The organism is Roseiflexus sp. RS-1 (assembly GCF_000016665.1).
In the GTDB taxonomy this organism is placed as follows: Bacteria; Chloroflexota; Chloroflexia; order Chloroflexales; family Roseiflexaceae; genus Roseiflexus.
In genome coordinates this window covers 4,892,178-4,918,155 of the sequence record NC_009523.1, presented here as the reverse complement: position 1 = coordinate 4,918,155, position 25,978 = coordinate 4,892,178, and the positions used below count along the sequence as shown (strand labels likewise).

General features: G+C 60.6%; 20 protein-coding genes and 1 pseudogene. 2 read left to right on the top strand and 19 right to left on the bottom strand.

All coding sequences use genetic code 11. The annotated features are described in order from the left end of the window. Positions 1 to 41 precede the first annotated feature (41 nt). The gene (locus tag ROSERS_RS20240) at positions 42 to 1,766 is read right to left on the bottom strand and encodes a DUF262 domain-containing protein (protein WP_011958622.1); all 1,725 of its coding nucleotides are present in this window, start codon (positions 1,764 to 1,766) and stop codon (positions 42 to 44) included. Between the two features lie 138 nt (positions 1,767 to 1,904). Between ROSERS_RS20240 and gmd the strand changes: the two genes are divergently transcribed. After that, the gene (gene gmd / locus ROSERS_RS20235) at positions 1,905 to 2,879 is read left to right on the top strand and encodes a GDP-mannose 4,6-dehydratase (protein ID WP_011958621.1); all 975 of its coding nucleotides are present in this window, start codon (positions 1,905 to 1,907) and stop codon (positions 2,877 to 2,879) included. Between the two features lie 58 nt (positions 2,880 to 2,937). Here the strand turns inward: gmd and ROSERS_RS20230 are convergent, their stop codons facing one another. The 7 genes from ROSERS_RS20230 to ROSERS_RS20200 all read right to left on the bottom strand — a co-directional run bounded on the left by ROSERS_RS20230 (position 2,938) and on the right by ROSERS_RS20200 (position 12,984). Next, complete coding sequence (locus tag ROSERS_RS20230) at positions 2,938 to 3,567, bottom strand: FFLEELY motif protein (protein ID WP_011958620.1); 630 nt, start codon at positions 3,565 to 3,567, stop codon at positions 2,938 to 2,940. 37 nt (positions 3,568 to 3,604) lie between these two features. Next, positions 3,605 to 4,933, bottom strand: a complete 1,329-nt coding sequence (locus ROSERS_RS20225) for an aspartate aminotransferase family protein (RefSeq protein WP_011958619.1) — start codon at positions 4,931 to 4,933, stop codon at positions 3,605 to 3,607. Between the two features lie 15 nt (positions 4,934 to 4,948). After that, positions 4,949 to 8,491 (bottom strand): tetratricopeptide repeat protein, encoded by a 3,543-nt coding sequence (locus ROSERS_RS20220; protein ID WP_011958618.1) that lies wholly within the window; start codon positions 8,489 to 8,491, stop codon positions 4,949 to 4,951. Between the two features lie 3 nt (positions 8,492 to 8,494). Next, on the bottom strand, positions 8,495 to 9,826 hold the full coding sequence (locus ROSERS_RS20215; RefSeq protein WP_011958617.1) for a response regulator: 1,332 nt from the start codon (positions 9,824 to 9,826) through the stop codon (positions 8,495 to 8,497). Positions 9,827 to 9,896: 70 nt separating this feature from the next. Further along, a complete protein-coding gene (locus ROSERS_RS20210; protein ID WP_011958616.1) occupies positions 9,897 to 10,841 on the bottom strand; it encodes a carbohydrate kinase family protein in 945 nt (314 codons plus the stop codon). Further along, positions 10,825 to 12,030, bottom strand: a complete 1,206-nt coding sequence (locus tag ROSERS_RS20205; RefSeq protein ID WP_011958615.1) for an SPFH domain-containing protein — start codon at positions 12,028 to 12,030, stop codon at positions 10,825 to 10,827. The genes ROSERS_RS20210 and ROSERS_RS20205 overlap by 17 nt, the downstream gene beginning before the upstream one ends. Next, positions 12,031 to 12,984: an MDR/zinc-dependent alcohol dehydrogenase-like family protein gene (locus tag ROSERS_RS20200; protein ID WP_011958614.1), complete on the bottom strand. Its 954-nt coding sequence runs from the start codon at positions 12,982 to 12,984 to the stop codon at positions 12,031 to 12,033. Positions 12,985 to 13,156: 172 nt separating this feature from the next. Between ROSERS_RS20200 and fmt the strand changes: the two genes are divergently transcribed. Next, the gene (fmt, locus tag ROSERS_RS20195; RefSeq protein WP_049767614.1) at positions 13,157 to 14,128 is read left to right on the top strand and encodes a methionyl-tRNA formyltransferase; all 972 of its coding nucleotides are present in this window, start codon (positions 13,157 to 13,159) and stop codon (positions 14,126 to 14,128) included. Positions 14,129 to 14,216: 88 nt separating this feature from the next. Here the strand turns inward: fmt and ROSERS_RS20190 are convergent, their stop codons facing one another. The 11 genes and pseudogenes from ROSERS_RS20190 to ROSERS_RS20140 form a co-directional block, all read right to left on the bottom strand. Further along, positions 14,217 to 14,570: a nucleotidyltransferase domain-containing protein gene (locus ROSERS_RS20190; protein ID WP_011958612.1), complete on the bottom strand. Its 354-nt coding sequence runs from the start codon at positions 14,568 to 14,570 to the stop codon at positions 14,217 to 14,219. Continuing rightward, on the bottom strand, positions 14,557 to 14,940 hold the full coding sequence (locus tag ROSERS_RS20185; RefSeq protein WP_011958611.1) for a HEPN domain-containing protein: 384 nt from the start codon (positions 14,938 to 14,940) through the stop codon (positions 14,557 to 14,559). Before ROSERS_RS20185 ends, ROSERS_RS20190 begins: the two co-directional genes overlap by 14 nt. Before the next feature lie 445 nt (positions 14,941 to 15,385). Beyond that, positions 15,386 to 15,595 (bottom strand): annotated as a pseudogene (gene yidD, locus ROSERS_RS26990) (membrane protein insertion efficiency factor YidD); the annotation flags it as partial. 30 nt (positions 15,596 to 15,625) lie between these two features. Beyond that, on the bottom strand, positions 15,626 to 16,135 hold the full coding sequence (locus tag ROSERS_RS20175) for a MogA/MoaB family molybdenum cofactor biosynthesis protein (protein WP_011958609.1): 510 nt from the start codon (positions 16,133 to 16,135) through the stop codon (positions 15,626 to 15,628). A gap of 277 nt (positions 16,136 to 16,412) precedes the next feature. Then, entirely contained in the window at positions 16,413 to 16,946 is a 534-nt protein-coding gene (locus tag ROSERS_RS20170; RefSeq protein WP_011958608.1) for a GTP-binding protein, read from the bottom strand. 17 nt (positions 16,947 to 16,963) lie between these two features. Next, entirely contained in the window at positions 16,964 to 17,719 is a 756-nt protein-coding gene (locus ROSERS_RS20165) for a DUF4388 domain-containing protein (RefSeq protein WP_011958607.1), read from the bottom strand. Positions 17,720 to 17,745: 26 nt separating this feature from the next. Beyond that, a complete protein-coding gene (locus tag ROSERS_RS20160; protein WP_011958606.1) occupies positions 17,746 to 18,294 on the bottom strand; it encodes a protoglobin domain-containing protein in 549 nt (182 codons plus the stop codon). A gap of 166 nt (positions 18,295 to 18,460) precedes the next feature. Next, positions 18,461 to 18,853, bottom strand: coding sequence for a roadblock/LC7 domain-containing protein (locus ROSERS_RS20155; RefSeq protein WP_011958605.1), 393 nt, complete (start codon positions 18,851 to 18,853; stop codon positions 18,461 to 18,463). Between the two features lie 332 nt (positions 18,854 to 19,185). Further along, on the bottom strand, positions 19,186 to 20,367 hold the full coding sequence (locus tag ROSERS_RS20150) for a thiolase family protein (protein WP_011958604.1): 1,182 nt from the start codon (positions 20,365 to 20,367) through the stop codon (positions 19,186 to 19,188). A gap of 12 nt (positions 20,368 to 20,379) precedes the next feature. Further along, positions 20,380 to 23,838: an nSTAND1 domain-containing NTPase gene (locus tag ROSERS_RS20145; RefSeq protein WP_011958603.1), complete on the bottom strand. Its 3,459-nt coding sequence runs from the start codon at positions 23,836 to 23,838 to the stop codon at positions 20,380 to 20,382. After that, positions 23,835 to 25,904, bottom strand: a complete 2,070-nt coding sequence (locus tag ROSERS_RS20140; RefSeq protein ID WP_157041169.1) for a CHAT domain-containing protein — start codon at positions 25,902 to 25,904, stop codon at positions 23,835 to 23,837. Before ROSERS_RS20140 ends, ROSERS_RS20145 begins: the two co-directional genes overlap by 4 nt. Between the last annotated feature and the right edge of the window lie 74 nt (positions 25,905 to 25,978).

The window sequence follows — 25,978 nt, the reverse complement described above, 5'->3', positions numbered from 1 at the left end:
TGTCTTGCGGTCGAGACGTGATATGCCACGTCTCGACCGGATCACGTCGGTGACGGGCGCACATCCATCTGCGGCAACCGCCAGATTGCTGTCGCCAGACGCGCCATCCGCCGCTGACGTTCCGCCAGACGATCAACGGTCCAGTTCTCGTTCTGCTCCGCCACCTCGCGCGTTAACTGAATGGCGCTCTGCATATACACCGGTTTCTTCTCAGCGAAGGGTTTATTTCCTGCCTGGCGGTTGAGGGATGTTTCCAGCAGGGTCAGATTGCCGAGACGGTAGATCCATTCGTCAATCGATTCATCGTCGAAATGTTCCCACCCATCCGACGAATTTTCCGGCAAAATGTGCTCTAACGAGTATGCAGGATTATCCATATCATAGTGATTGTTTGATATTTGTTCTTCAAGCATAAAAAGAATATAGCGCGCCACCTGTCGATTACGCGAAGAAGTTGTTCGTAGCACCTTGTTGGCGAAAGCGTTACGGAATGTTTCATCATCGACATACACCGGTGCGAGAGCGCGTATGACATCGGAAGATTGCTTCAATTCCCCATTGCTTATTCGCTGAGCAATATCGTTGTATACTCGCTCCTGCTCATGGGTCAACATATTGCCAATGACGTTGTAACGAAACGAAACAATACTGACAGCACGCAGGATGCTGGTAAAATCTCCTTCATCGAACACGCGATATGCGGCAAGCAGGAGCGACCATGGCTGGCGAACACTGAACATTCGGAGTTCTCGCACATATCGGCGCTGTGGATCAGTCCATAGACGATCTTCCGGGTTTGCAAGCGCAGCGTAGACAGGTGCGTCAACTTCCATACGCCGCACAAGATCAAACACCTGACCCCTATCCGGCGTTACCGAGCGAATGACTTTGAAGAGTTCTGACTCGCGCACGAGACGCTCACGACTGTTCCAGTGCGTTCGTAAAAAGGCAGGAAAGCTCTCACTTCCCAGTTGGTCGATCATTCGGTTCCAGCGCCGTTCCAGTGCTTCTATCTCCGTTTCGTGCGCTCCACTCTGGTAGATCACTGAAAAGAGATAGTTTTTGAGAAGATCGGTGGGTGAGAGGCGAACACCACGTGCATTGAGTGTTTCAAAAACCTTGAAGGCGTTGAGTTCATCATTGACAGTGATAACTGTGAAGAAAAGTTTGTCGGCTACATCGCTCAAAAACTTTGCCAGAAGAGCACCATCTTGCCGTGTAGCATATTCATCAGTGATCTTCCCGTAGAACCACTCAAAACCTCGCCGCAATAGATGCTCCGACGAGCGTAATCCACGTTGTGGCAATGGTTGTAGAGGAACCAGTCGATCACGGTAGAATGCATCGTTGTTCCGATTGAGCGTCAATTTAGTCTGCGGAACGAGCGTAACCGGGTCAAGATAGCCGATGAAACTGTTCCTCAACTGTTCTGCACGACGACGGTTATCCTCCGGCTGAATGTTGCGTCGCGCCAGATCATCGAGACATTTCAGCACTGCAAGCGCCAGCAGGCTCAACGTTGTCAGGCGCTGCTGTCCATCGATGATATTGAAACGCTTCTGATCCTGCGTTTGCAGCACCAGGTATCCCATGTAGTGCGCCGGTTCTGTGCCATTCAGGGTGTTGAGAATATCCTGCCACAGGTCTTCCCATTCGTCCTGCGTCCAGCTATAATCGCGCTGAAAGAGCGGCACATGGTAGGTCAGGCCGTTTCCCAGCAACTGCCGCAGCGTCATATTGGCGGTGTTGAAGTTAATAACTGACATCGTTGTTCTTCCCGTCGGCGCAGAGGGCGGGATGTGGTATCATACACGCCCAGGTCACGTGGTGTATCCAGACGCTCGCCACGTGATCCATGCTGTGGTTATGTATCGCATCGTTAGTGTACCATACGAGGCTCGTTCATGGCGCGTAAGCGTGCTCTCATTACCGGCATCACCGGGCAAGACGGGTCGTACCTGGCGGAGTTCCTGCTCGAACAGGGGTACGACGTCATTGGCATGATCCGGCGTTCCAGCACGGTCAACTTCGAGCGCATCCGACATATCCAGGATCGGGTGACACTGACTCCGGGCGATCTGCTCGATGAAGTCTCGCTCATCCATATGCTGCGCGAGCATCGCCCCACCGAAGTCTACAACCTGGCTGCCCAGAGTTTTGTCCAGACATCATTCTCACAACCGGTCTTTACCGGTGAAGTGACGGCGCTCGGGGTCACGCGCCTGCTCGATGCTATTCGGATTGTCGATCCTGACATACGCTTCTACCAGGCCAGTTCTTCCGAGATGTTCGGTAAAGTCGTCGAGACGCCGCAGCGTGAGACAACGCCGTTCTACCCGCGTTCGCCGTATGGTGTCGCGAAGGTCTACGGGCACTGGATCACGGTCAACTACCGCGAAAGTTATGGCATGCACGCCAGCAGCGGCATTCTGTTCAACCACGAATCGCCGCGTCGCGGTCTCGAATTCGTGACGCGCAAAATCTCGCATGGCGTCGCACGTATCGCCCTCGGTCTCGACCGGGAACTGCGCCTGGGCAACCTTGATGCGCAGCGCGACTGGGGATACGCTGGCGATTATGTGCGCGCTATGTGGTTGATGCTCCAGCAGGATCAACCCGGCGATTACGTTGTGGCGACCGGACAGACGCACTCGGTGCGGCGGTTCTGTGAACTGGCGTTCGCGTATGCGGGGTTGGATTATCGCGATTATGTTGTCGTCGATGAGCGGTTTTTCCGTCCCGCCGAGGTCGATCTGCTGGTCGGCGACCCATCCCGCGCCCGCGAGAAACTGGGATGGAAGCCGGAAGTCTCCTTCGAGCAACTGGTTGAGATGATGGTCGAGGCTGACCTCCGCATGTTGCGCAGCTTGAAGGAATAGGGCGCTGCGGTCGAGGGCAACGAGTGGCGCTGTGCGGCTACCTCTCGCTCGTTGCGCCCTATTTCTTTGTGTGCTTCAACTGATCGGCATAGATCCGATCAAGCCGGTTCATCTCACGCACGGCGATTGTCTCGATGAAGCGCGGCATATCGCGTACCGGCAAGACCGCCTTGTAGCCAACGCGAAGGAACCGGTGAATGTCGCTCATGCCCAGCATATCTGCAAGCCCGCGCGTGCGGTCTAGCGCGATGCCCATCAGTGGGTTGCGCGTCAGGCGCGCGACGTTGTAGAGCGACTGGCGCACCAGCTCGATCTGGCGGACCCGATCAGCATAATTGTCCGCCAGACGATAGGCGCGTTCATACGTCTCCATATCGAAATCCAGCGGCGCCCCGATGGCGATCAACTGCTCAACAACCTCTTCGTCCAGGCGGTTTGTCAGGTCGAGCAGTTCGAGCACCTGCTCGACATCACGAATAACCACACCAGGGAAACCCTGGACGAGCAGGTGAAGACGGCGCGCCTGCGCATCGCGCGCACTGAAATCGCGTGGACCGTACAGTTCGGTAAAAAAGAACTCGCCAACCAACCGATACTGCGGTTCGGAGGCGAGATCCGCGTAATCGCGGCGGAGTCGGTCGGATTGCAATGCCTGAAGCGCAACCCGATACGGTGCACGGTGTGGCATGGTACCAGATGTTCGCGGAGCAGAACTCCACGCCTTGCTAAGACGCCAGCGCTTCCTCGAAGATGCGCACGGCGTCGCGAATCTGATGTTCCTCGACGATTAACGGCGGAATGAAACGGATGACGTTGTCGTATGGTCCGCAGGTCAACAGGAGCAACCCCCGATCGCGGCATGCCGCCACAGTGCGTTTCGCCAGCGCAGTATCGGGTGTGCCATCCGCCGCCGTCAGTTCGACGCCAACCATCAACCCTATTCCGCGTACATCGCCAATCGATGGAGACTGCGCCTTGATCCGCAACAGTTCTGTTTTCAACAGCACGCCCTGACGCGATGCGTTTTCGACCATGCGCTCTTCACGCATCGCCCGAATCGTGGCGACCGCAGCAGCACACGCGACTGCATTGCCGCCGTAGGTGCCGCCATGCGATCCTGGCTGCCAGCGTTCCATGATGGCGCGCCGTGCAATAATACCAGAAAGCGGAAGTCCTGATGCAATCCCTTTGGCAACCGTCATTATGTCGGGAACGATACCGAAGTGTTCGATAGCGAAGAAACGACCGGTGCGCCCAAATCCGCTCTGCACTTCGTCCACGATCAGGAGTATTCCGTAGCGGTCGCAGATGCGCCGCAACCCCTGAAGAAATGAGACCGGCGGAACGATATAGCCGCCCTCGCCGAGCACCGGTTCCACCAGGATTGCTGCCACGTCCTCCGGTGTCGTTTGGGTATGCAGCAGGTGTTCGATCTGATGCAGCGGATTGCCGCAGCACCCCAGGTCGTCGGGCGCTGCGCCGGAGATCGCTGCCGTGTCGGCGCCGGCTGCGCGGGCAATGGCGCAGCGGTAGCATGCAGCATACGGCGCGAAATGCACCCCTGCAGGCAATGGTGCGACCCGATGGCGATATTTTCCCTTGCTGCTGGTGAGCGCCATCGCGCCTGCGGTGCGCCCGTGGAAGCCGCCATCGAACGCGATGATGTCGCTGCGTCCCGTCGCCTGACGCGCCAGTTTGACCGCGCCCTCGACCGCCTCTGCGCCGCTGTTGCTGAAAAAGAAACTGTCGAGTTCTGAAGGAACGATGGTGCGCAGTTCGGCGACCAGTTCGAGCATCGGGCGGTGATAGACGATGTTTGCCTGCCCATGCAGCAGCAGACCAGCCTGGTCGCGGATCGCCTGCACCACGCGCGGATGGCAGTGCCCGGTGTTCGTTACACCGATGCCGCAGGTGAAATCCAGGTATCGTCGCCCTTCGACATCGTACAGATAGACCCCTTCGCCGCGCTCAACGAGTATATCGCTGTAGCGCGCCCAGACAGGTGACAGATACGCTGTCTGTTCGAGTAGCGCCATTGCAGGTATGGTTGTCATTCAGGACTCCTTTGTCTAGCGGTCACTCATTCGCGCCAGCGCTGCGCGCGCTTCGCCCGCCCAGGGCGTATCGTCACTCTGATTGGCGACCGTCTCGAATGACCGGATTGCTGCGTTCAAATCTCCGAGTTGTTCTTCTGCCAGTCCCTGATAATACCGCGCTTCGGGATATGCGCCGCCCTGCCGGTTGACCGCTTCGCGGAACCGGTTGAGCGCCGCCTGAATGTTGCGTTGCGCAAAATAGACCCGTCCCAACCAGTAATGCGCCTCGGCAAAGTTGGGGTCGAGGCGGGTTGCGACTTCGAGTTCTTCGCGCGCTTCGTTCAACCGATCGGCGCGGATGAGCAGAAGCGCGCGGCGGTAGTGCGGCTCCGCCAGGCGTGGGTTGATATCGATCGCCCGTTTATAGGCTTCGAGCGCACGCATACTGTACCCCTGCCGTTCATAGATCTTTCCCAGCAGCAACGCCGCTTCGGCGTAGCGTGGTCGCAATTCCAGCGCGCGGGTGGCATTGCGCAGCGCATCCTCGATGCGTCCTGCGCCATACTCCGCCTGCGCCAGCCCGAAATATGCTTCCGGAAAATTGTCGCGCAGGTGCAGCGCCTCGCTGTATGCCGCAATAGCGCCATCAATATCGGCGGTACGCAGCCGCGCCTCGCCAAGCCAGAGCAGGGCATCGGGTGATTGCGGTTCACCCTGCACTGCATTCAGGAAATGCCCCGCTGCAATCGACCAGTTGCCGCCGGTCGCCGCCACTCGACCAAGCCCGATGTGCGCTGCCGCCAGCGATGGGTTCTGCTGCAACGCCGCGCGATACTGCTGTTCGGCTTCCGCCAGTTTGCCGCGTTGCAGTGCGATGTCCCCCAGCAATGCCAGCGCCTCCGGATAGACATTGCGCCGCTCGAGCGCTCGCCGCGCCGACTCATACGCGGCATCGAGGCGCCCCACGCCCAGATATGCCAGCGCCGCGCCATAGCGGAGCGTTGCGCTCGCCGGTTGCTGTGCAATCGCACGCTCATACGCCATCACTGCGGCATTGTACTCACGAAGTTCGAGCAGCGTCATCCCTATCTGTTCCAGCACGGCAGGATCGCTTGCGCCAGCGTCAAGCGCCGCTTCGTAACGCCGCGCAGCCGCGCGGTCATTCCCTGCGCGTCGGGCGAGTTGCGCCAGCGCCAGGTGCGCAGGCACGTGACGCGGGTTTGAATTGACCGCCGCTTCGAACTGGCGCTCAGCCAGCGGGACGTCCCCCAGTTCGAGCAGCACCTGTCCGAGTTCGTGCGAAAGGTCGGCGAATGCTGGCGCGCTGCGCGCAGTATTCTGGCGCCCCTGCTCCAGCACGCTGCGTGCTGCATCGTTTCGCCCGGCAGCCCGGTAAAGCCGGCTCATTTCGATGATGGCATCCGCATCGTTGCGCTCCACCAGCGGCAAAAGCGTCTGTTCAGCTTCAGCGTACCCTTCCGGTCCGCTGAGACGAAGCGTGCGCGCCAGCGCCAGCGCCTCATCATCGCCGGGGTGATGTTCAGCCAGCCAGCGACGATGCCCAAGCGCTTCCTGCCAGCGTTGATCTTCTTCCGCCAGTTCCGCCAGGCGGATGCGTGCCGGGAAGTAGTTCGGATCGCGATCCAGCGCCATGGCGAGCAGTTGTCGCGCCTGCTCACGGTTCTGCGGCACGATCAGCAACGCCTGATGGAACAGCGGCTCCGGTCGGTCGGGCGCCAGTCGCGCCGCCGTCTCGAACGCTGTGCGCGCTTCATCCAAACGATCATTCACCACCAGTGATTTTCCGCGCAGAAGGGTCAGTTCGGCGCTGCCTGGCTGTGTCTTTTCAAGGATGTCGATCTGTCGAAGCGCATCGGTAGCCGGCGACCAGGTGCGCGTCAGACCTGCCCAGATTGCCGCAACGCCCGTCGGTGGTCGCGTATCGCGCAACCGCGCGAGTTCGACTTCGACCGCAGCCAGCCAGAAACGATGCTGCCGCAGCACGAGATCGGCGCGGCGCGCCTGATGGATGGCGATGCTGCTATCGACCCGCCGTTGTTCGGTATCGGCGGTTGCGGCACGTTTATTCCACTCCTGGTTGAGCGTTGTCGCTTCACGCAGCGCCAGCGAAAGGTCGCCGAGAATAGCTTCCAGTTCTGTCTCTGGGGACGGCGTTGTTTTATCTTGCGTCCAGGGCGGAGGGGTGACATCGAGTTCCCACAGGAGCGGACCGCGCGCATCGACCAGTTGCGCCAGACGCAAAAGCGCACGCTCACCCTGGACTGACGCGCGCAGGCGTGCACTCACAAGCGGACGAAGATCGGAGGGAACATTGCGATCATCGGCGTCGATCTGGCGGGCAGCGGCGTTGAGTATCTCTGCCGCTGCTTCCAGTTGCCCATCGAGACGGTATGCTCTGGCAAGCGTCACCAACAGCGGCGTGGATGGCGGCAATAACCGGCGCGCCTGTTCGAGCGACACAGCCGCATCCGCCGGATCGCCAGCCCGCAGTTCCTCCAGCGCCAGACTGTACCGCAGTACGCCGAGATCCTGGTCTTGCAGCAGCGCAATCGCCCGATTGAACGACTCACGGGAAGCCGGGTCGCCCATGTCGTACTGAACTGCGCCGAGCGAGGCGTACAATCGTGCCAGTTCGGCAGGCGACGCATCGGGCATGGCAGCGATTGCCCGCTGGAACTCCCCGACCGACTGCTCATAGTCACCGCGCGCCCACCAGATCACAGCGCGCAGTGTCCGCAGCAATCCGGGGCGCAACGCCGGGTAATCGCGCTCGAGTTCGTCGAACGTGGCGATGGCGTTGCTGTACGCTCCGCGTTTGTAATCCGCCAGCGCGCGCACCAGTCGCGGAATGACGACACGCCCATTGATCGGTTGCGTCGCAAGCGGATAGACCGATGGAAATGCGAAGCGCCCGACAAAACCGTCGAGACTGTACGACGCCTGTATCCCTTCCGGCGCATAGATGACGATAGGGGTCAGCGTTGGGGCATCGATCATCCCGCCGGTGGTTATCTCTCCCCAAACGAGGAGATCGGCACGGTATGTTTGTAGGAGCGCCTGCGCTGCGGCAAGATCGTCGGGTGCAACGTCAACTGATCGAACCGTAACGCCCGGACCAGAAGTCGTCGCCAGCAGATCCGCCAGTTCAACCGCCGCCCTGCGTCCTGTTGCGCCCGAAACGCCGCCGGTTTCATGGAACGGCGCCACCAGCACCGTCAGTTCATCAGCGCGGGTTTCGGGGAGCAGACGAGGCAGTACCAGCAGAATCGACACCACCAGAAGGATACCGGCGCCAACGACACGAAGGCGTGTATCGAACAACGACTCGCGTATTCGTCCAGTCCAGGGCATATCGGCAAGCACAGCATCAGGTAGTTCAATCTCCTCGCCGGAACTGCTGATAACCGTTGCACTGCGCGCCAGCCTGGCACGTCTTCGAACAGACGCCCAGAACTGCCGCAACCAGAATTGCAACCGCGCGCGCACCGGTGCGATCAGGAGAACCGCCGCACCAATGGCGGCGAGGAGCGCCAGACTGATGACTGCGACCTGCATACGCTACGATGCCTTTTGCGACAGGCTACGCACTTCGACGATCTTCGCGTGCAACTGTTCCTGATCGAGCGGTAGCGAGAGGATGTGCCTGACTGTGCCCGGAGCGACGATGCCGGAACTGTCTCCATCGGCGAGCGCAATGATCGGTAGTTTCGGTTGATGGGTGGCCAGGTTGCGACAGAACTCGCGCAACTGTTTCCCCATCCGCATATCGACGATCACCAGGGCTGTTTCGGGATGGTAGGCAAGCAACCGTTCGGCATCGAGTACGGTCGGCGCATCAAGCGCACGCAGATCAGCTTTGTCGATCATCGGGACGATGACGCTGCGCAGCATGACATCGGCGGAAACAATGAGCGCCGGTGGAAGTGGCATACCACGGCGATCACGTTCAACAACCTGCTCATCGGTGCTGCGACTGTCAACCGCATAGGTGCTGCCGGGCAACTGCTTGGCATACTGCTTCATCTCCGCCGCCACGCGACTGATCTCTTCGTAATCGGTAAAATGCCGGCGGCGGTTGGTCACCACCCCTATCGAAATCGTCGTGATCGGGAAATTGCGCGGCACCCCCTGCCGATCAACGCCACGCAAATAGCCGCGCGCCAGGTCTTCCGGGTCGTAGAGGTCGCGCACCCGCATATCAAACAGGGCAATAATGCCCTGGCAGATTTCATCGAGGCGTTCGGGCGACGTGAGCACTGCAAAGTCGTCGCCGCCGATATGCCCGATGAAATCGCTGGCGGCGCCCTTCTCCTGAATCACATCCGTAAGCACCCCGGCAACCAGTTTGATCAACCGATCACCGCGCGCCGGTCCGTAGGTGTCGTTGAATGCCTTGAAGTTATCGAGATCGACGTACAACAGGGCAAATGGTGCATCATTCTTCAAGCGGTACTTCAACTCTTCGGTCAGGAGCACATTCCCCGCCAGACCGGTGAGCGGATTGTGCACCGGAGTCTGCGCTGCGCGACGCAGATGTGCTCGAATGCGGGCAAGCAACTCGGGGATATTGAACGGCTTGGTCACATAATCATCGGCGCCGGTATCGAACCCGGTCACCACATCCTCGGCAGTTGAGCGAGCGGTGAGGATGAGCATCGGCACGTGGGCGGTGCGGGTATCGTTGCGCAGTTGGCGGATCGCCTCATACCCGTCCATTTGCGGCATCATCAGATCGATAATCACCAGGTCCGGAATCCACTCCTGCGCCGTGCGAACGAGTTGATCGCCGTTCTGGGTCGCCACCACCTCATACCCCTGAGAACGCAACACCAGTTCAAGCAGCTGGCGCACTGCCGGTTCATCATCTGCTATCAGGATGCGTTTGGTCATGGAATATGCTGCATACCACAGGCCGCGCAGGCAGTCGCTACCGTGACGCCTGTTGATCGAAACACCCGCATCAAATCACGAGTTGGGCGTACAGGATTTCCAGCGTGAGATCCTGGCGCACCGTATCAGGCGATCCAAGCGTCAACGTTGCAGCGCTTACTCCCAGGCGCACTGCTTCGTCGATCGGAATATCGTGTAACAGCGCATACACCACCGTCGCCGTGAGCGCATCGCCAGCGCCGGTAGGATCAACGATTTCAACGTTAATCGCCGGAATATGACCGCTCGATGAAGGTGTTGCGTAGACCAACCCCTGCTCCGCGAGGGTCACAATTGCGATTCCGACCCCTTCGGCGGTGAGGCGGCGAGCGGCAGTGATTGCCTGTGCGATATCCGTCACCTGCACGCCGGACAATGCTTCCGCTTCGATAGCGTTGGGCGTGACCATAAAGAACGAGCCGATGAATGGTCGGTAGCGCAGCGCCGGTTCGTATGCCACCGGATCGAGCACGACCGGCACATCGGCTGCGGCGCAGATGTCGAGCAAGGTTTTCGCACTTTCGACCGGAACATTGGCGTCCATCACCACCATTGGCGCATGCTGGAACAGCGCCCGGTGCGTGGTGATCACCGCTGGCGTCAGCGCCTCGACCGCTTCGGTATCATCGACGCCGGTGATCAACTGTCCCTCCGGTGAGAGCAACGCCACATACGCTGGCGAGTGATGCGTACACACCCTGATGATATGGTCGGTATTGACCCCGGCGCGCGCCGTTTGCTGCACAATCGCCTGACCGAAATCATCGTCGCACACCACGGTGACCAGCGTCGTCGGATAGCCGAGACGCGCCAGGTTTTCGGCGACATTACGCGCGCATCCTCCTACACTGATGCGCACATCCGCCGAATTCGACGTGCTGGCGAGCACATCGCCGCGCAGCCGACATTTGATGTCCAGACACGCCGCGCCGACGACAACCACAGGTTCGCCCGAATTGTCATGGTTTGTTTGCATGTCCCGGTTTCTTCTCTCCATCCTTCGACGCATCGCCTGATGGTTTCGAATCCGCAGGCGATGGAAGCAGAGCATCGGTTTCGGGCCATTCCTGAAGCAGAATCGCGTTGACGATTTCGGGCGACACCTCGATGCCTTCCTCGCGCAATACCCGCACAATACGACGAATGCGCTCGGCTTCCGCCTGCGCTTCCGCTTCACTCATCATTCGGATGCGTTTCGCTTCACGTTCGGCTTCGATCTCGCGCATTCGCGTTTCCCGTTCAATTGCGGCATCGGGGTTGGCGGAACGGAAGCGATCCTCCGGCACATTGAAATAATCGATATCGACCCGGGTGACAACCACGCCCCAGCGATGCGTCAGTTCGTTCAGGCGTCGAAACACTTCGCGTGAGATGCGTTGTCGCTCCTGATACGCGACTACTGCGCTCTTGGTTTCGGCAAAGATCACCTCGCGGACGATGTCATCGACCTCGTGGTGCAACTGACGCGCCAGCAGTTTCTCCCAGAACGCCACGTCAAGGCGCGCCTGTTCCAGGTCGCGTCCCATCTCGCGCGCCACCTCGTTCTGGATCTGTCCGCGATTGGGGATGTTCGCCAGCGCGAACTCGGGGTTCTGCACCCGATAGCGCAGATGCACTTCTACTTCATCGATGCTGTGCGATCCACCAGTGTTGATCTTGACAACTCTGACATCATGGCTCAGTTCGTAGAGCGGAATGGTCGCCACCCGTCGTTCCAGCAGCGGGATCAGCGGCGGCGCCAGCGGCGGTTGAAGGCGGTAGAGCGAACCGCTGTAGAACCGCGCAACCATAATGGCGTGATCCTCCGGCACCACGACGGTGTGCTGCGAGATCCAGCGGAAGATGTAGAGTAACACGGCGATCCAACCTATCGGAAACACAACGCTGCCGACATCGCCGAGCACGTCGCGTCCCAGAAAATACGCCGCCATCAGGGATGTCACCGTTGCCAGCGCCGCCATCATGCCGATCTCGTTCCAGTCGCCGTTGAGTGCGATGATCAGGCTGACCGCCATGATGACGACGCAGAGAAAGGTGACCGTATCGCTCTGCGGCACCGTCAGATAGATCACGACGAGCGACACGAACATCAACCCGAGCGCCAGTGAAGCGGCAGCGTAGCGAGCCGATTGATCGTTCCGTCCAAAGAGGTTCTTTGACGCCATCTACACCTCCAGCAACACCTTCAATCGACCCGCTGCGGCGGCAAAGGCGCGTATGCCGTCATACAGGGGAAACCGCGCTGCGATCAGCGGCGCCGTGGTGATCAACCCGCCGTCCAGGGTGCGGAGCGCGGCTGCGAACGGACCGCAGCGCGAACCGATCAACCGGACCTCATCGACGACCAGCATCGTCAGGTTGCACTCCGATTCGGCAGCGAATGTGCTCTTCATCACCAGGCGCCCGCGAGGACGGACTAACCGGCGCGCCACGCCGAAGCCGTGCGGGTGACCGGTGCAATCGATGACGACATCGAAACCGGCGATATGCGCCTCATCCAGTTCATTCACATGCATGGCGTGGATCGCCAGACCATCCAGAAACTCCCAGCGCTCTGGATGCCGCCCAACCAGGGTCACATCGCATCCTGGCAATCGCGCCGCCTGAACGCAGAGCAGCCCAAGTTTCCCGTCTCCCACGACTGCCACCCGATCCGTCGGGTGCAGGTGTATCTGCTGAAGGATTTCAAGCGCTGCCGCAACCGGTTCGGTGAAGACGGCAACCGCATCTGGCATACGATCCGGCACGCGATGCAGGCAGGCGATCGGCAGGCTGAACAGTTCCGCCATCGCGCCGTCGCGCCGATCAATGCCGAGCGTTGTGCGATTGGGGCAGTGACTTTCATCACCGCGTCGGCAGACGGCGCACGAACGGCATGCGGCGTTGATCTCGCCAACCACGCGCTGGCCGATCCAGGCGGCGTCTTCGCACGCAACCACGACACCAACAAACTCGTGCCCCAGAACGCCACGAAAATTCATGTAGCCGCGCGTAATCTCGATATCGGTGTTGCAGATACCGACAAGAGAGGGACGTATGAGCGCCTCGCCAGCACGCAGGACTGGTCGAGGATAGTCGTCGACCTGACGCAGTTTGCCATCGTACACAATGGCGTGCATTGGCGACTCGCACTCTGTCATGCACGCGGCATCAGGCTCTTTGATCAGGAATATCCCGTGCCGCACTGGTGTCACATTGCTGTATTATACTACACTGGTCATGAACCGTGCAATACAGGCAAATCGCGGCGTGCGCCGTCGCATTCGAATATCAGACAGGTGATCCATGCCGTTGCGGATCGTGTTTCTTGGCAGTCCAGCGTTTGCCGTCGCCCCGCTCGAACGTCTGGTTGCAGATGCGCGCTACCAGGTGGTGGGCGTTGTGACGCAACCTGATCGTCCGGCAGGACGGGGGAGGGCGTCGGTTGCAACACCGGTCAAACAGGCGGCGCTTCGTCTGGGAGTGCCGGTGCTCACACCCGAAACGCTGCGTGATCCGGCTGCCGTGGCCGAACTGGCAGCACTGCGCCCTGATGTTGGCGTCGTTGCCGCGTATGGCGAAATCCTGCGGCGCGATGTGCTCGCCATCCCGCCGCTTGGCTACGTCAATATCCATCCGTCGCTTCTGCCGCTCTACCGCGGTCCGTCGCCGGTTGCAGGCGCGATCCTCAACGGTGACGCCGAAACCGGCGTAACAATCATGCTGATCGACGCAAAGATGGACTCTGGTCCTATCCTGGCGCAGCGTACTGTTCCGCTGCCTCCCGATGCGCGCACCGGTCCTCTGACGCAGGAACTCTTCACGATCGGCGCCGATGTGCTGGTTGAAACGCTCGATGCGTATGCCAGGGGCGCCATAACGCCGCAACCGCAGGATCATGCGCGCGCGACGTTCACGAAACTCCTCACCCGCGATGATGGAATCATCGACTGGACTCAACCCGCCGTCCGGATCGAGCGTATGACCCGCGCCTACGATCCCTGGCCCGGCGCAACGACGATGTGGCGCGGTGCGCCGCTCAAAATCATTGCGGCGCGGGTTATTGCCGACCGGTGCGCTGATGTGCCGCCCGGTACACTCATCGATACCGCTGATGGACCGGCAGTGGCGACCGGTAACGGATTGCTGGCGCTGATCACCGTGCAACCGGCGGGCAAACGCCCGCTGCCGGCCGCCGACTGGCGCCGTGGTCTGCGGTTGAGCGGCGGAGAGCGGTTGGGGGATGCTTCCGCACGTTTGAGCGGTGGGGAAGCGGTGCATTGACAGGAGACTCAATTTTCGGTCTACGTTCAGAGATGCGGGTGTCTCTGCCCATGTGCGCACTGAAAACCCGGTGTACCTGGAACATCGTTCAAACGCCTGAACCTTCAGCCTTCCCACGTTCAAACACCCACCGCGCCTCGCGCTGCACCGCCTGTGCAAAGCGGCTATCACGCGGGATGCGCAGCCACTCATCGAGGGTGTAGACCATGAGGTCTGCCGGTACGGGGAGCGTATCAACATGCCACGCGGCGGCGCGCTGCTCGAAGGGCAGGTCCGACTGCACGACGATCAGCAGCACGTCAAGATCGCTGCCGACGCCCCAGTCGCCGCGCGCATAGGAGCCAATGTACCCGACGCGCAATATCTCCGGGTGGTGGTTCGCCTGCGCATGCGCCCATTCTCGCAGCGCGCGATCGACTGCCTGAGCATCAGGCCATTTCATGACGGACGAATGTAATGATTTCACGGGCATAGGCGATTGCCTGATCGCTCTGAAGTGCGCCGTAGTGCTCATAAGGCGCGCCTTCCGGATGACTGTTCGGATAACGGGTCGGAATGTAGAAATTGTCGAGCACCCGCGCCTTATCGACAAGATCGGCAGCAACATTGATCGGCAGGTCGGTCAGCAGACGTGCAATGATATGTCCCCACGCCTCCTGTTTATGATGCAGGTGCAGCGCCTTCACCGCCTTCTCCGCCGCCTGATGAGCGGCGAAGCATGCCCATTCATGCCGACCGGCGCGTTGCGAGTCGAGCGCCTGATCGAGGTCGCGTTCCGCCTGTTTGAGCCAATCCAGCGACCGATCGGGCATGGCGAAAGCCTCACCGGAGCGCCTGTTCGCGCTCGAAGACCCACTGCACCTGGTGCGACAGGCGCGACCACTCGTTGAGGGTGTAGACGTTCAGCTTCCCTGGAACGGGCGGTGTATCCGCTTCCCACACAGCGGCGCGCTGATCGAAGGGCAGGTCCGACTGCGCGACAATCAGCAGAACTTCCAGATGTCCATTGTTATGTCCATTGTTATTGTTATTGTTATCGCCATCTGCCGGATTGCTGACATACCCGACGCGCAGCACCTCCGGGTAGCGTTCCGTCACCGTCTGCGCCCATTCGCGCACGACCTGCCTGGCCGGTTCGGTCGTTCGTTCAGCATCAGACTGCTCTTCAGCAGACGCTGCCGGGTGTCGTCGGGTGCGGTGCAGCATGCCGGGAACATCCGCAGGCGACACGGGGCGAAAGGCGAAGATCACTTCATCCGGCACCGGGTCGTACCCGCCCTGCGCCCATGGATGGCAGCGCAGGATGCGACGAATGCCGAGATAGGTTCCTTTCAACGCACCATGCTTTGCAATCGCCTGATAGGTATACTTCGAGCAACTCGGCTCGTAAATACAACTCGGCGGAAGCGCGGGCGAGATGAACAGTTGATAGAAACGGATGAGTTTGAGCAGTATCCAGCGGATCACGTTATGCCTCAAACGCGACGGGTGTCGCGCCTATCGAATGGTTTCCCATACCAGATGCGCGAGTTCCGGCACAATGAGTTTCTCCATCGCCAGGCGCACAGCGGCAGGTGAACCGGGCAGGCAGAAGATCAGCGAGCGTTGGAACACGCCTGCGGTTGCACGCGAGAGCATGGCAGCCGGACCGATATCCTGGTACGACAGCACGCGAAAGATCTCGCCGAAGCCGGGCATGCGTTTTTCGAGCAACGCATCAATTGCCTCGAAGGTGCTATCACGCTTTGCGATGCCGGTGCCGCCGCTGGTGATAATGACCTGGCACCCGGCGTCGGCAAACTCGCGCACATGCGCGACGATCTGATCCGGTTCGTCTTTGACGACAATGTAACGCGCGACCTGATGCCCCGCACCCTCCAGCATTGTGCGAATCAGGGCGCCGCCTGTATCAGTTTCCGGGGTGCGTGTGTCGCTGATTGTGATAATGCCGCACGTGACCGACGGGACTGCGGATCGCGCAATCTGTTCGTGAACAGTGTGACTCATAGGCGTTGCATTGATCCAGGACGAACTGCTGTCATTATACCATTTCGCGCCCTGCGGCGCAGTGGGAGAAAAAGCACAACGTCGCTGCGCCAATGCAGGGGGTACGCGAATGCAAAAGGAGTATGTCACCGCAGAGACGCGGTATTCGCAGAGGAAGATTCTCTCGCGCATCGCGCACACGCATGCTGCGCCATGCATCCATCGTGGTTCGTTTTCAGGGTTCTTTGCGCCCCCGGCGTCTCTGCGGTACGCTTTTGCAGCAAAGTCAAAACCTGAATTAATCCTGAACCCGCTCAGCAATCAAATGCAGCAGACTCAGCAACACCCGTTTGACGCTGCTGCGATCACTTGCCACGCACGGCAGCACCGGCACGTCTTCCGGAACACCCAGGCGACGGCGAATATATGCCGGTGGCAATGCCGTCTCATCATCCTGTTTGTTTGCCGCCACGACAAACGGCACGTCAGTGATCGACGCGAATCGATCCATCAACCGCTGTGTTTCGGCAAAGTGCGCCGGGCGGCAACTATCGACCATGACCACATACCCAAGCGCGCCAAACGCCAGGTGTTCCCACATAAAATCGAAGCGTTCCTGCCCTGGCGTGCCGAACAGGTACAGACTCAGATGCTCGTTGATCGCAATGACGCCAAAATCGAGCGCGACAGTCGTTTCGTGCTTGAGTGCGCGCTCCTCCTCCGTCGTGACGGCGTAGTCGGTCGATACCGGTTCGATATCGCTGATGGTGCGAATGAACCGGGTTTTACCCGCCGCATATCCGCCGGTGATAACGATCTTCACGATCTGCATGCCGCGCGCTCCCTCCGCTACAGTGCGCGCACACGACGCATCACTGCGTCGATCAGGCTGCGCCGGACCGGCATTCGGCGTTCGTGGGCGACCGGTTGGGCATGGCTGCCCGGTTGCATCATCAACTGCGGGATTGCCGCCTGTTCTTCGGTCTCGGTTGCAAACATCTCGCGACGATGCGCAGAGGGCGATGCCGGTCGCCTGGTGGGAACGATCTCGATCAGACCGATGGCCATGAGTTCCAGCACCAGGCGGATCGTCTGGTCAGGGGGGATGCCGGTCGCAGCACTGATGGCGCGGACAGTCGGACAATGCGGGATCTGGCTCAGCAGCCGCCACTGATCCACGCTGAGAATCACATTGCTTTCGCGCCCGGAAGTCAATGGTGATAGTTGCAAAGATGTATCGAGCGTGATGTGGTGGTACGGAAGCGCTGCCTGAAGGTTCTGACGACGCTTCATACTTTCCAGAATGAGGTGCTCGGCATCGTGTCGAATGCGTACCGGACGTTGTGCGACTGCTGGATCGTGGCGGAAGACGAAGGTTGCGTCATCCCAGAGCAACATCTGGATCACCGCCTCATCCTGAGCAGCGACCACCACACGATCAGGGAGACGCACCACTGCTGCGTCGATCAAGGTTCCAGCGGCGACATACACAATGGCGCGCGAACTGGCACTTGCCAGGAGGAGCACACCGGTTTTTGGTCCCATCCGAAAGACGTGAAAGAGATCGCTGAGTGACATGTCGCGGAGGGTTCCTTCGAGCGCCATTGCTGTCCCCTTATTGTGCTGCGTTTCTATTCTTCAGAGAGCAATCGCCGTGCCAGTCGTTCATTTCCGACCGTGTCGGCAAGGATCTGAATCTGGCGATCTTCGTATGCCTGATTGAACACTGCCACATCGAGCGCGATCACCTTGCGCACTGCTGCCATCGCCGCGTCCGGCTGCGGATGGGTGCGCGCAACGGCTTCGGCATGCGCCATCGCCACATCGAGCATGGCAATGGGATAGCGCACCGGCAGCCCGATCCTGACATGCACCCTGCCGATAGTAATGCGACGCCGGGCATAGGTTTCGTCGTAGACCCCATTAAACAATTCAACAAACCAGTTCTGAAGCGTCTCATACATGTGCTTCATATTGATATTGCTGAAATACTCAGCGGTCTGCGGATGTGCGAGCAGTCGTTTGTAGAAATCCTCGCGCATTGCTGGCGCCTGCTTCTGCGCCGCATCGTGCAGCGACTTGAGAATTGCGGCTTCATCGGCGCTGAGGTTCATCAACTGGACGAGTTCAGCCAGTACCGCTTCGTCTTTGATCTGCCAGCTCGATCGATCGACAGACATAGTGATCCCTCCTGATGTCGGATGATAAACAGCGAGTGCGAGCCAGAATGCTCGCGTGTGGCGATGAACCGCGAGACGGGGCGACGGCGCTATTTTCGGCGGGGAAGCGAGCCACGAAACGAAGTGGGGGCATCGCCATCAACGTGGATGGGGTGTTCCGTGAGCGTCAATTTGGGGAGTATACCATGGTGAGGATTTGACCGATTGAGCGCGCGGCATCACGAGCCTCCAGGCGCACCAATCCCAGATTGGCGTCCTGCCGCAGGCTGATGGCGAGCAGGCTCTGGTCGCCAGCAGGCAACACCATAAACAACCCTTTGTTGGCCTTAATGATAATCTCTTCAGCAAAACCAATTCGTAACTCATTGCCAACCCGTCGCGTAACGCCCATGATGGTGGCGGCCACGGCTGCCAGTCGCTCATTGCTGACTTCCGATGACATGCGCGAAGCGAGTGCGATGCCATCGAGCCCCACAGCGGCAGCGCCGACGACATCGGTTCCGGTGTTGGTCATCAACTGGTCGATGATGGCTGTGATCTGTTCTTGCCGGGAAGCCATAGTGGGCGGTTCCTTTCCTGACAACTTAATATTGTACCTGCCATGATAATACTGATGACGTGCAGGAATGATACGATTTCGTAACAATTTGTAACCGATTTCGCAATATTTGCGTCGCCGGAGTGCGGGTGGGCGCCCGCAACCCTATCAGGGCTCTCAAGAGTAGAGTTATCAGGAGCAATGCGCGGTTTGCTGCATTCGCGCGCCTTTTGCCCCTCATCCCCCCAACCCCCTTCTCCCACAAGGGGAGAAGGGGGAGTTTGGGCATCCTGATGCCTGAAACGGAAGATGGCACGCAGGGGCTTCCCCAAAAACCTGCCCATGTCAGCCTATCAGGGTGCTGCCTCGACCGCCACTGCCACGGCTTCGCCCCCACCCAGGCAGAGTGCAGCAATGCCGCGCCCGCCGCCGCGACGCAGCAGGGCGTAGATGAGCGTCACCAGAATGCGCGCACCGCTGGCGCCGATCGGGTGCCCCAGGGCAATTGCGCCGCCGTGCACATTCAACCGGTCGGTATCGAGGTTCAGGGCGCGGATGTTCTGAACGATCTGCGCCGCGAATGCTTCGTTGATCTCGAACAGGTCGTAATGGTCGAGGGTGGTCGCGGTTTGCGCCAGCAGGCGACGGATAGCATAAACCGGCGCGGTGAAGACCTCGCGTGGCGCGACTGCCGCCTGCGCCACGCCGGTCAGCCGCGCCAGCGGGCGCACGCCGAGTTCGGCAGCACGTCGGGCGCTGGTGACGACCAGCGCAGCCGCGCCGTCGGTCAGACCGGGGGCATTGCCAGCGGTTACGGTTCCATCCGGTGAGAAGGCAGGCAAAAGTTTGCTGAGCGTGGCGAGACTCACGCCGCGACGGGGCGGTTCGTCAGTGGTCAGGATGTCACCGCTTTGCAACCTGAACGGCGCGATTTCGTCGGTAAACGCCCCGGCATCCTGCGCCGCAACGGCGCGCGCCTGCGACTCGGCGGCGTAGCTGTCCTGCTGCTCACGGGCAATCCCGTAGGTTTGCGCCGTCCAGTCGGCGGCATGCCCCATATGGTGGTGCTCGAATGCGCACCATAGCCCGTCATGGATGAGCGAGTCGATCAGTTCAGCGTTTCCCAGGCGATACCCGCTCCGCGCCTGGGGCAGCAGGTAGGGTGCGCGCGACATGCTTTCCATCCCGCCAGCAACGATGAGCGACGCTTCACCGGAGCGGATGAGCGCGGCAGCCAGCGTCACCGCCTTGAGACCGCTGCCGCAGACCTTGTTGATCGTCAGCGCGCCGACCGATTCCGGGAGACCGCCGCGCAGCGCCGCCTGACGGGCAGGCGCCTGCCCAAGCCCGGCGCTGACCACATTTCCCAGAATGCACTCATCGACCTGCGACGGGTCAATCGCTGCGCGCGCAACGGCTTCCCGAACGACGTGTGCACCCAGGTCGGTGGCGGAGATGGCGCGAAACATACCCTGGAATTTCCCGATCGGTGTGCGCGCCGCGCCGATGATCACAATGTCGTTTGTGTCAGGCATCATGCTCCTCCCTTACTTGCAGAACGGGTTGTACGGCAGCCCTTCGACGTATTCGCTCCATTCGGATTCCGACAGTGTTCGCCCGGCAGCGCGGCAGGCGACTTCCAGCAGTTCAACGCTCTCTTGCGGCAGTGTTTTCAGCGCATACAGCGGCGCATCGAGATTCCAGACACGCGCCATGCCGTCGGCGCCGACCGTCAACATCAGGGAGGTGCGCGCCGGTATCGCCACATCGTTCACCGGGCCATCATGACCGCGCATGATCAGCGGGTTCACACCAGGATCGGCTGCGGTCAGGTTCCACAGCGCAATCCGCCCATCGGCGCCAGCGGTTGCCAGGCGACTGGCGTTGCCGTTCAATGCCAGTCCGGTGATCCTGGCAGTTTGACCGCGCAGCACCACACGGGCGCGGTTGTCGCTCCGCGCTTCAAGATCCCAGATACATGTCGTCCCATCGGCGCTGCCCGCAATGATGAGCCTGTCGCCGGGGGCAATGCGCACGTCGGTCACTTCGGCTGTCAATCCGAGCAGGACATAGGCTGAGTCAAACTGTGCTCCGCTTAAGCGCCAGAGGCGCACCTGTCCATCGGCGCTGCCATAGACAATCCAGCGACCGTTGTTACTGAAGGTGATCGAGGTCAGTGCGCCGCGTGTGCGTTCGCGCGTGTACGATCCAGAGCCGGACGCCAGATTGTACAACCGCGCCTGACTATCCGCGTTGCCGGTTGCCAGCAGTTGACCATCGGGGCTGAATGCCAGCGAGCGAACGGCGCTGCGCCCGCCGAGACCGCTGAGGCGCTGCGGCGTCGCTGACGGGTTGGTCAGGTCGTACACAAGGACAACGCCCTGATCATCGCCAATCGCCAGTTGACGACCATTGTCGCTGATGGCGAGCGCAGTATTGATGCCGCCTGGCGCAGCCAGTTCGCGTGCGACCGGCATTGTTCCCGAAAGATCCCACAGACGGACGCTCGTCGGATCGGCGCCAGTGGTTGCCAGGCGCGCGCCATCGCGTGAGAGGACGAGCAGCGTTGGTGATCCGGGCGTGTTGACGACCCGTGGCGGCAAGCCAGGATCGGTCAGATTCCAGATGCTGAGGGTTCCATTTGCGGTCATTGCTACAGCAACCCTGCCGTCGTCGCTGGTTGCCGCAGCGACCACCGGCTCACCGATCAATAGCCCGATGCCGCCGATGCGCGTGAGTGAGTCGCGCAACGCTGCGTCAGCCACCGGAACCGGCGCTTCGCCTTTCTGAAGGGTGATATGCACCGCCTCAATCGCCAGGAGGAGGCTAAGGATCGGTCGTTCGTCGCGTTTCGCCTGCGCCAGTGCCGCGAGTTGACCGGCGCGCGCCTGGCGTGCCTGCCGTTCGAGCGCCGGAACCAGCGCCTCGGCAGTCTGGCGCGCCTGAGATTCCTGCGCTGCTGCCAGCGCCGCCTGGGTGCCACGCAACAGCGCCAGGCTTTCGGCAGCCTGCGAGGTTGCAGCGGCTGCCTGCGCGTTCGCCGCTGCAATTCGAGCGGTTGCAGCCGCCTGGTCGGAAATACTTACCTGCGTCGCCAGTTCAAAGGTGCGTTCCTGGATCTGTGATTGCTGCTGAAGGAGCAGAATGCCCGACATGATCGCGCCGATCAGGGCGACTGTCAGCGTCGCCACAATCAGACGCAGCCGACGCGCCGAGCGCGCCTCGGCTTCGGCGCGCTTTCCCTGCTCGATTGCCAGTTTTTCGTTCTGTTCTGCCTGAAGGCGACGCGCCTCCGCCAGCGCCTGCGCCTGTTCGAGTTCGCGACGACGCTGATCCTCCTGTGCGTGGCGCGCCTGATCGATGGCTGTGCGGCTGGCGATCACCAGATCGAGCAGCGCTTCGTCGAATCCCAGGTAGGCAGCCTCGGCGCTGTTCAACCAGCGTTCGGCTTCTGCCAGTTGCACCTCGTCAAGCAGACCCGCTGCGCCGCCGCCAAGCCGTACCCATTCCGCCGCTTTTGCTTCCAGGCGCCGACGTGTTGCGATGGCCGCGCGTTCGTCTTCGAGCCAGCCAACCAGCGTGGGCCAGTTGCGCACAAGCGCTTCATGGGCGATTTCCACCTGTGCGCTGCCGGGAGTATCGCCGGGGGTAAGCCGCACCAGGCGTGCAGCAACCAGGCGTTCAAGCACCCGATCAACACGATCACGCGCCTCGCCTGCGCGATAGAGTTGATCGCGTCGAATGCGATTGCTGGTGATCTCCAACCCCTCGCCTGGACGCACCATGCGGAGCAGAATGCGGCGCGCCGTCACCTGATCTTCCGGGATCAGGCTGTTGTAGAGCGCATCGGCGCTGCGCGCCAGCGCCTGTCGCCCGCCGCCGATCTGCTGGTACGCCTGCCAGGTCACCCGATTGCGGTCGCGCGCGTCCCACAGTTTGAGCAACGAAAATTGGAGCAGCGGCAACGCTGCCGGTTCGCCGAGCGTATCGTGCAGGAGCGCTTCGACGACGCCCGGTTCGAACTTGAGACCGACCAGTTCCGCCGGGCGTTCGATCGCTTCACGCATTTCACCGGCGCTGAGCGGCAGCAACTGAACGCGCGCCTGTTCCATCCACTGTTGCAACGCCGGTTCGAGCGCAATAAAACTCTCGAAGTCGCTGCGCAGCGTCGTGATGACCGTATGCCGGGGTGATGGGTGCTCGACCAGCGCCACCATCGCCGCCACGAATGCGCGACGCTCCGATTCGTCGTCGGTGAGGGTGAACAATTCCTCCATTTGATCGACCACCAGCACTACCGCCTCAGTCCCGTCGAATGCAGCGACCACCTGCTGCGGATCGCGGAACCGTTCCGCAAGTTCTTCACTCTGCGCCTGGTCGTCGGGTTGACCATTCAACCGGCGCCACGCATGCGCCAGGTGGAACAGGGGTTGTTCGCCAGGCGTAATGATGGGTATGTATCGCCAGGCGCTGCTGCCAGGAATAGCATTCTGCTTCAGCGCCGGAATGAGACCGGCGCGCACGACGGATGATTTGCCGGAACCAGAAGGACCGACCAGCGCCAGCATGCGGTGTTCGGTCAGGCGAGCGACGAGGAACTCGACCAGGCGGCGTCTGCCGAAGAAGCGCGCTGCATCCTCTTCACGGAATGGATCCAGCCCGACGTAAGGGCATTGTGAGTCGTCCAATTCCGGCGCGAGGGAAGGATCGAACTCATCGAGAGTGGCGTCGGGAGGCTCATATCCCTTACGGATAAGGATTGTCGCCCAATAATCGAGCAAACTCTGCGCAGCGGTGCGTTCGTCTTCATCGTCGAGGATCACGCCGGTGGCGCTGCCGCGCGCAATCATCTCAGCCGCCCGACTCAGCAGTGCAGTCGTCAATCCCTCTTCGTGGAGGCGACGCAGCATCTCGGCGTGCGCTGCACGCAGCGCTGCAAATGAAGGAAATGCCAGCACTTCGTGGTCGCGCGACGGTTCTGGCGGCGGATGATCGGTCATACTCATACAGTCAGTACCTTAAGGACAGACGTCAGCGACTCGCCGATCAGTCGTAATTCGTCACACACGCGCTTAAGTTCAATATCGACGCGGAAAAAGCGTTCACCCGCCTGCCGGCGAAAACGGCGAAAGAACTGCCGCACGCGCGTCGGATCGGCTGCTTCCAGCGCGCTGGTCAGTTTGTCAGCGTCGTTCTTCAATGCAGCGCCCCATGGCTCAGCGTTCTCCAGGTAGAATGGCGCCACTCGCTGGTGAACCTCGGGCCACGAGAGTTCCAGTTCGGTGATGTCCTGATCGATGAACTGCTCGATGCGCCGCAGTTCGAGGTCGATGATCTGCCAGCGATCATGATCATCGACCAGACTGGCCAGGCTGGCGCTGAGCGTGGCAAGCGCCGTAACGCCAAGTTCAATCTGGCTGACTCTGGCGGCGTCGTACCCCGTGCTGGCGAGCCGGTCGCGCACCGCAGTCATACCCTCGACGAGCGAAGCAAGTCGCAGGGTACGCGCTGTGGTGCTGAGTCGGGCATTGATCAGTGATGGTTGAGTAGTCAGCGCCCGGTTGAGCAGACGAACCGCCTTTTTCAACAGTTTCAGATCGCCAGCATCGATTGATCCAGCAATGTCCACCTGTGCGCTTTGCACGTCGTTCACCCACGATAATTCGCTTGCCGGCAATCTGCCGCGCCTGACGATCTGATCCAGGTCGCGCACGATGCTTTGCAGGGTCACATCGTAATTGGCGATGCTCTCCCATGCCAGGTCGTCGTCGGGCAGACGACGCATATCGATGACAATCGGGTTATAGCAGTGGAACTGAAGCGAATGGAGTTGATCGTGCACATCTTTGTAATCCGCCAGCATGTCGATCTGGCGCGCGACCGCATGGAGATCGGCGCGAAACGCGATCACCGCTTCGCGCACATCGCTGCCAGCCTGAATGAGATGCTCCAGCGCCTGCATGCCGGTTCCGACGGAACGAGCCGTTACCGCCGCCACCGAAGATGGTGGCGGCGCAGTGGGCGGGTTGAACAGACGCCCATCTTCAGTGCGGGTATAGATCACCGGAATACCCCAGTCGGCGCGCCCAAGACCGGTGATGTTCATCACCGCACGCCGCCCTTCGGTAACGCAAAAATCGATCGGGAAAGCGTCCGCCAGCGCGTGGTAGAATGCTCTGGCAAATGCGCAGGTGGCTTCTTCCGGGACCTGAAATTGCATGGCGACGACCGCCGGAATCTGGGCGCGTATCAGGGCTGGGGCAATACTGCGCATCGGGTCGGTTGCCAGTTGCCCGGTTGAGCAGGCGTCCAGCACGACCAACCGCAGGTTGCTGCGATCGAGCATAATGCCGAGTTGCAGCGCGCTGACCGGTTCCGGATCGCCGAGGTCGTCCTCGAACAGCAGACACGCAGTGGCGCCGTCGGATGTAAAGCCGCCATGACCGACGAAATGCCAGATATGGTACCCTTCGCGCAAACGGTTCTGCAAAATGGTCGCAGTCAAATGCGGTTCGACTGTTGTTGCCACCTGATCGCCGAAGCGTTCGAGCGCCGACTGGACTGCCGTCAATTCACGTTCGACCGCAGTCGGCGGCGGCGTCTGCGCGGCGGTCAGCAACACACGCAGCGGCAATGGCGCCGTCAGTGGCGGGATGCGATCCGGTTGCGGCAGATGACGCACGACCGGCGCATCAAGCAGACTCAACGGTCCGCGATCCGGGTCGTAGAGGAATTCCCATGGGAGGAGCGCTGCTGATACAGCCGAAGGAGGGATATTGAGCCGCAGACGCAGCCCTTCATCGCTGGCGAGTGCACCGCGGCAGCGCACATAGACATCACGCACTGCCCCGTTGAAGAGCGCGTCGAACAGCGCACGCCCCAACTGCACGAGCGTCGCCTCATCGACATCCAGCAGACGCAAACGTGTCAATAACGCCTGGATCTGCGGATCGGCGTCGGGCAGCAGTAATTCGCCGTCGCCTTCCTCGCCGCGCGGACCGCGCGCTTTCAGGAAGAAACGACCACTTTCCGCCGGAGTAAGGGCAATTTCGAAGTCAACATATGATTTCATGTCGATATTATTGTAGTATACCATAGCTCATGCTTTGCCGATGAGTATGGAGTATGATACACTCCCGCAGCGTA

Excerpts from the sequence above, each read along its gene's own strand:
- ROSERS_RS20240 (WP_011958622.1), bottom strand. The coding sequence starts at position 1,766 with ATGTCAGTTATTAACTTCAACACCGCCAATATGACGCTGCGGCAGTTG.
- gmd (WP_011958621.1), top strand. The coding sequence starts at position 1,905 with ATGGCGCGTAAGCGTGCTCTCATTACCGGCATCACCGGGCAAGACGGG.
- ROSERS_RS20230 (WP_011958620.1), bottom strand. The coding sequence starts at position 3,567 with ATGCCACACCGTGCACCGTATCGGGTTGCGCTTCAGGCATTGCAATCC.
- ROSERS_RS20225 (WP_011958619.1), bottom strand. The coding sequence starts at position 4,933 with ATGACAACCATACCTGCAATGGCGCTACTCGAACAGACAGCGTATCTG.
- ROSERS_RS20220 (WP_011958618.1), bottom strand. The coding sequence starts at position 8,491 with ATGCAGGTCGCAGTCATCAGTCTGGCGCTCCTCGCCGCCATTGGTGCG.
- ROSERS_RS20215 (WP_011958617.1), bottom strand. The coding sequence starts at position 9,826 with ATGACCAAACGCATCCTGATAGCAGATGATGAACCGGCAGTGCGCCAG.
- ROSERS_RS20210 (WP_011958616.1), bottom strand. The coding sequence starts at position 10,841 with ATGCAAACAAACCATGACAATTCGGGCGAACCTGTGGTTGTCGTCGGC.
- ROSERS_RS20205 (WP_011958615.1), bottom strand. The coding sequence starts at position 12,030 with ATGGCGTCAAAGAACCTCTTTGGACGGAACGATCAATCGGCTCGCTAC.
- ROSERS_RS20200 (WP_011958614.1), bottom strand. The coding sequence starts at position 12,984 with ATGCACGCCATTGTGTACGATGGCAAACTGCGTCAGGTCGACGACTAT.
- ROSERS_RS20190 (WP_011958612.1), bottom strand. The coding sequence starts at position 14,570 with ATGAAATGGCCTGATGCTCAGGCAGTCGATCGCGCGCTGCGAGAATGG.
- ROSERS_RS20185 (WP_011958611.1), bottom strand. The coding sequence starts at position 14,940 with ATGCCCGATCGGTCGCTGGATTGGCTCAAACAGGCGGAACGCGACCTC.
- ROSERS_RS20175 (WP_011958609.1), bottom strand. The coding sequence starts at position 16,135 with ATGAGTCACACTGTTCACGAACAGATTGCGCGATCCGCAGTCCCGTCG.
- ROSERS_RS20170 (WP_011958608.1), bottom strand. The coding sequence starts at position 16,946 with ATGCAGATCGTGAAGATCGTTATCACCGGCGGATATGCGGCGGGTAAA.
- ROSERS_RS20165 (WP_011958607.1), bottom strand. The coding sequence starts at position 17,719 with ATGGCGCTCGAAGGAACCCTCCGCGACATGTCACTCAGCGATCTCTTT.
- ROSERS_RS20160 (WP_011958606.1), bottom strand. The coding sequence starts at position 18,294 with ATGTCTGTCGATCGATCGAGCTGGCAGATCAAAGACGAAGCGGTACTG.
- ROSERS_RS20155 (WP_011958605.1), bottom strand. The coding sequence starts at position 18,853 with ATGGCTTCCCGGCAAGAACAGATCACAGCCATCATCGACCAGTTGATG.
- ROSERS_RS20150 (WP_011958604.1), bottom strand. The coding sequence starts at position 20,367 with ATGCCTGACACAAACGACATTGTGATCATCGGCGCGGCGCGCACACCG.
- ROSERS_RS20145 (WP_011958603.1), bottom strand. The coding sequence starts at position 23,838 with ATGAGTATGACCGATCATCCGCCGCCAGAACCGTCGCGCGACCACGAA.
- ROSERS_RS20140 (WP_157041169.1), bottom strand. The coding sequence starts at position 25,904 with ATGAAATCATATGTTGACTTCGAAATTGCCCTTACTCCGGCGGAAAGT.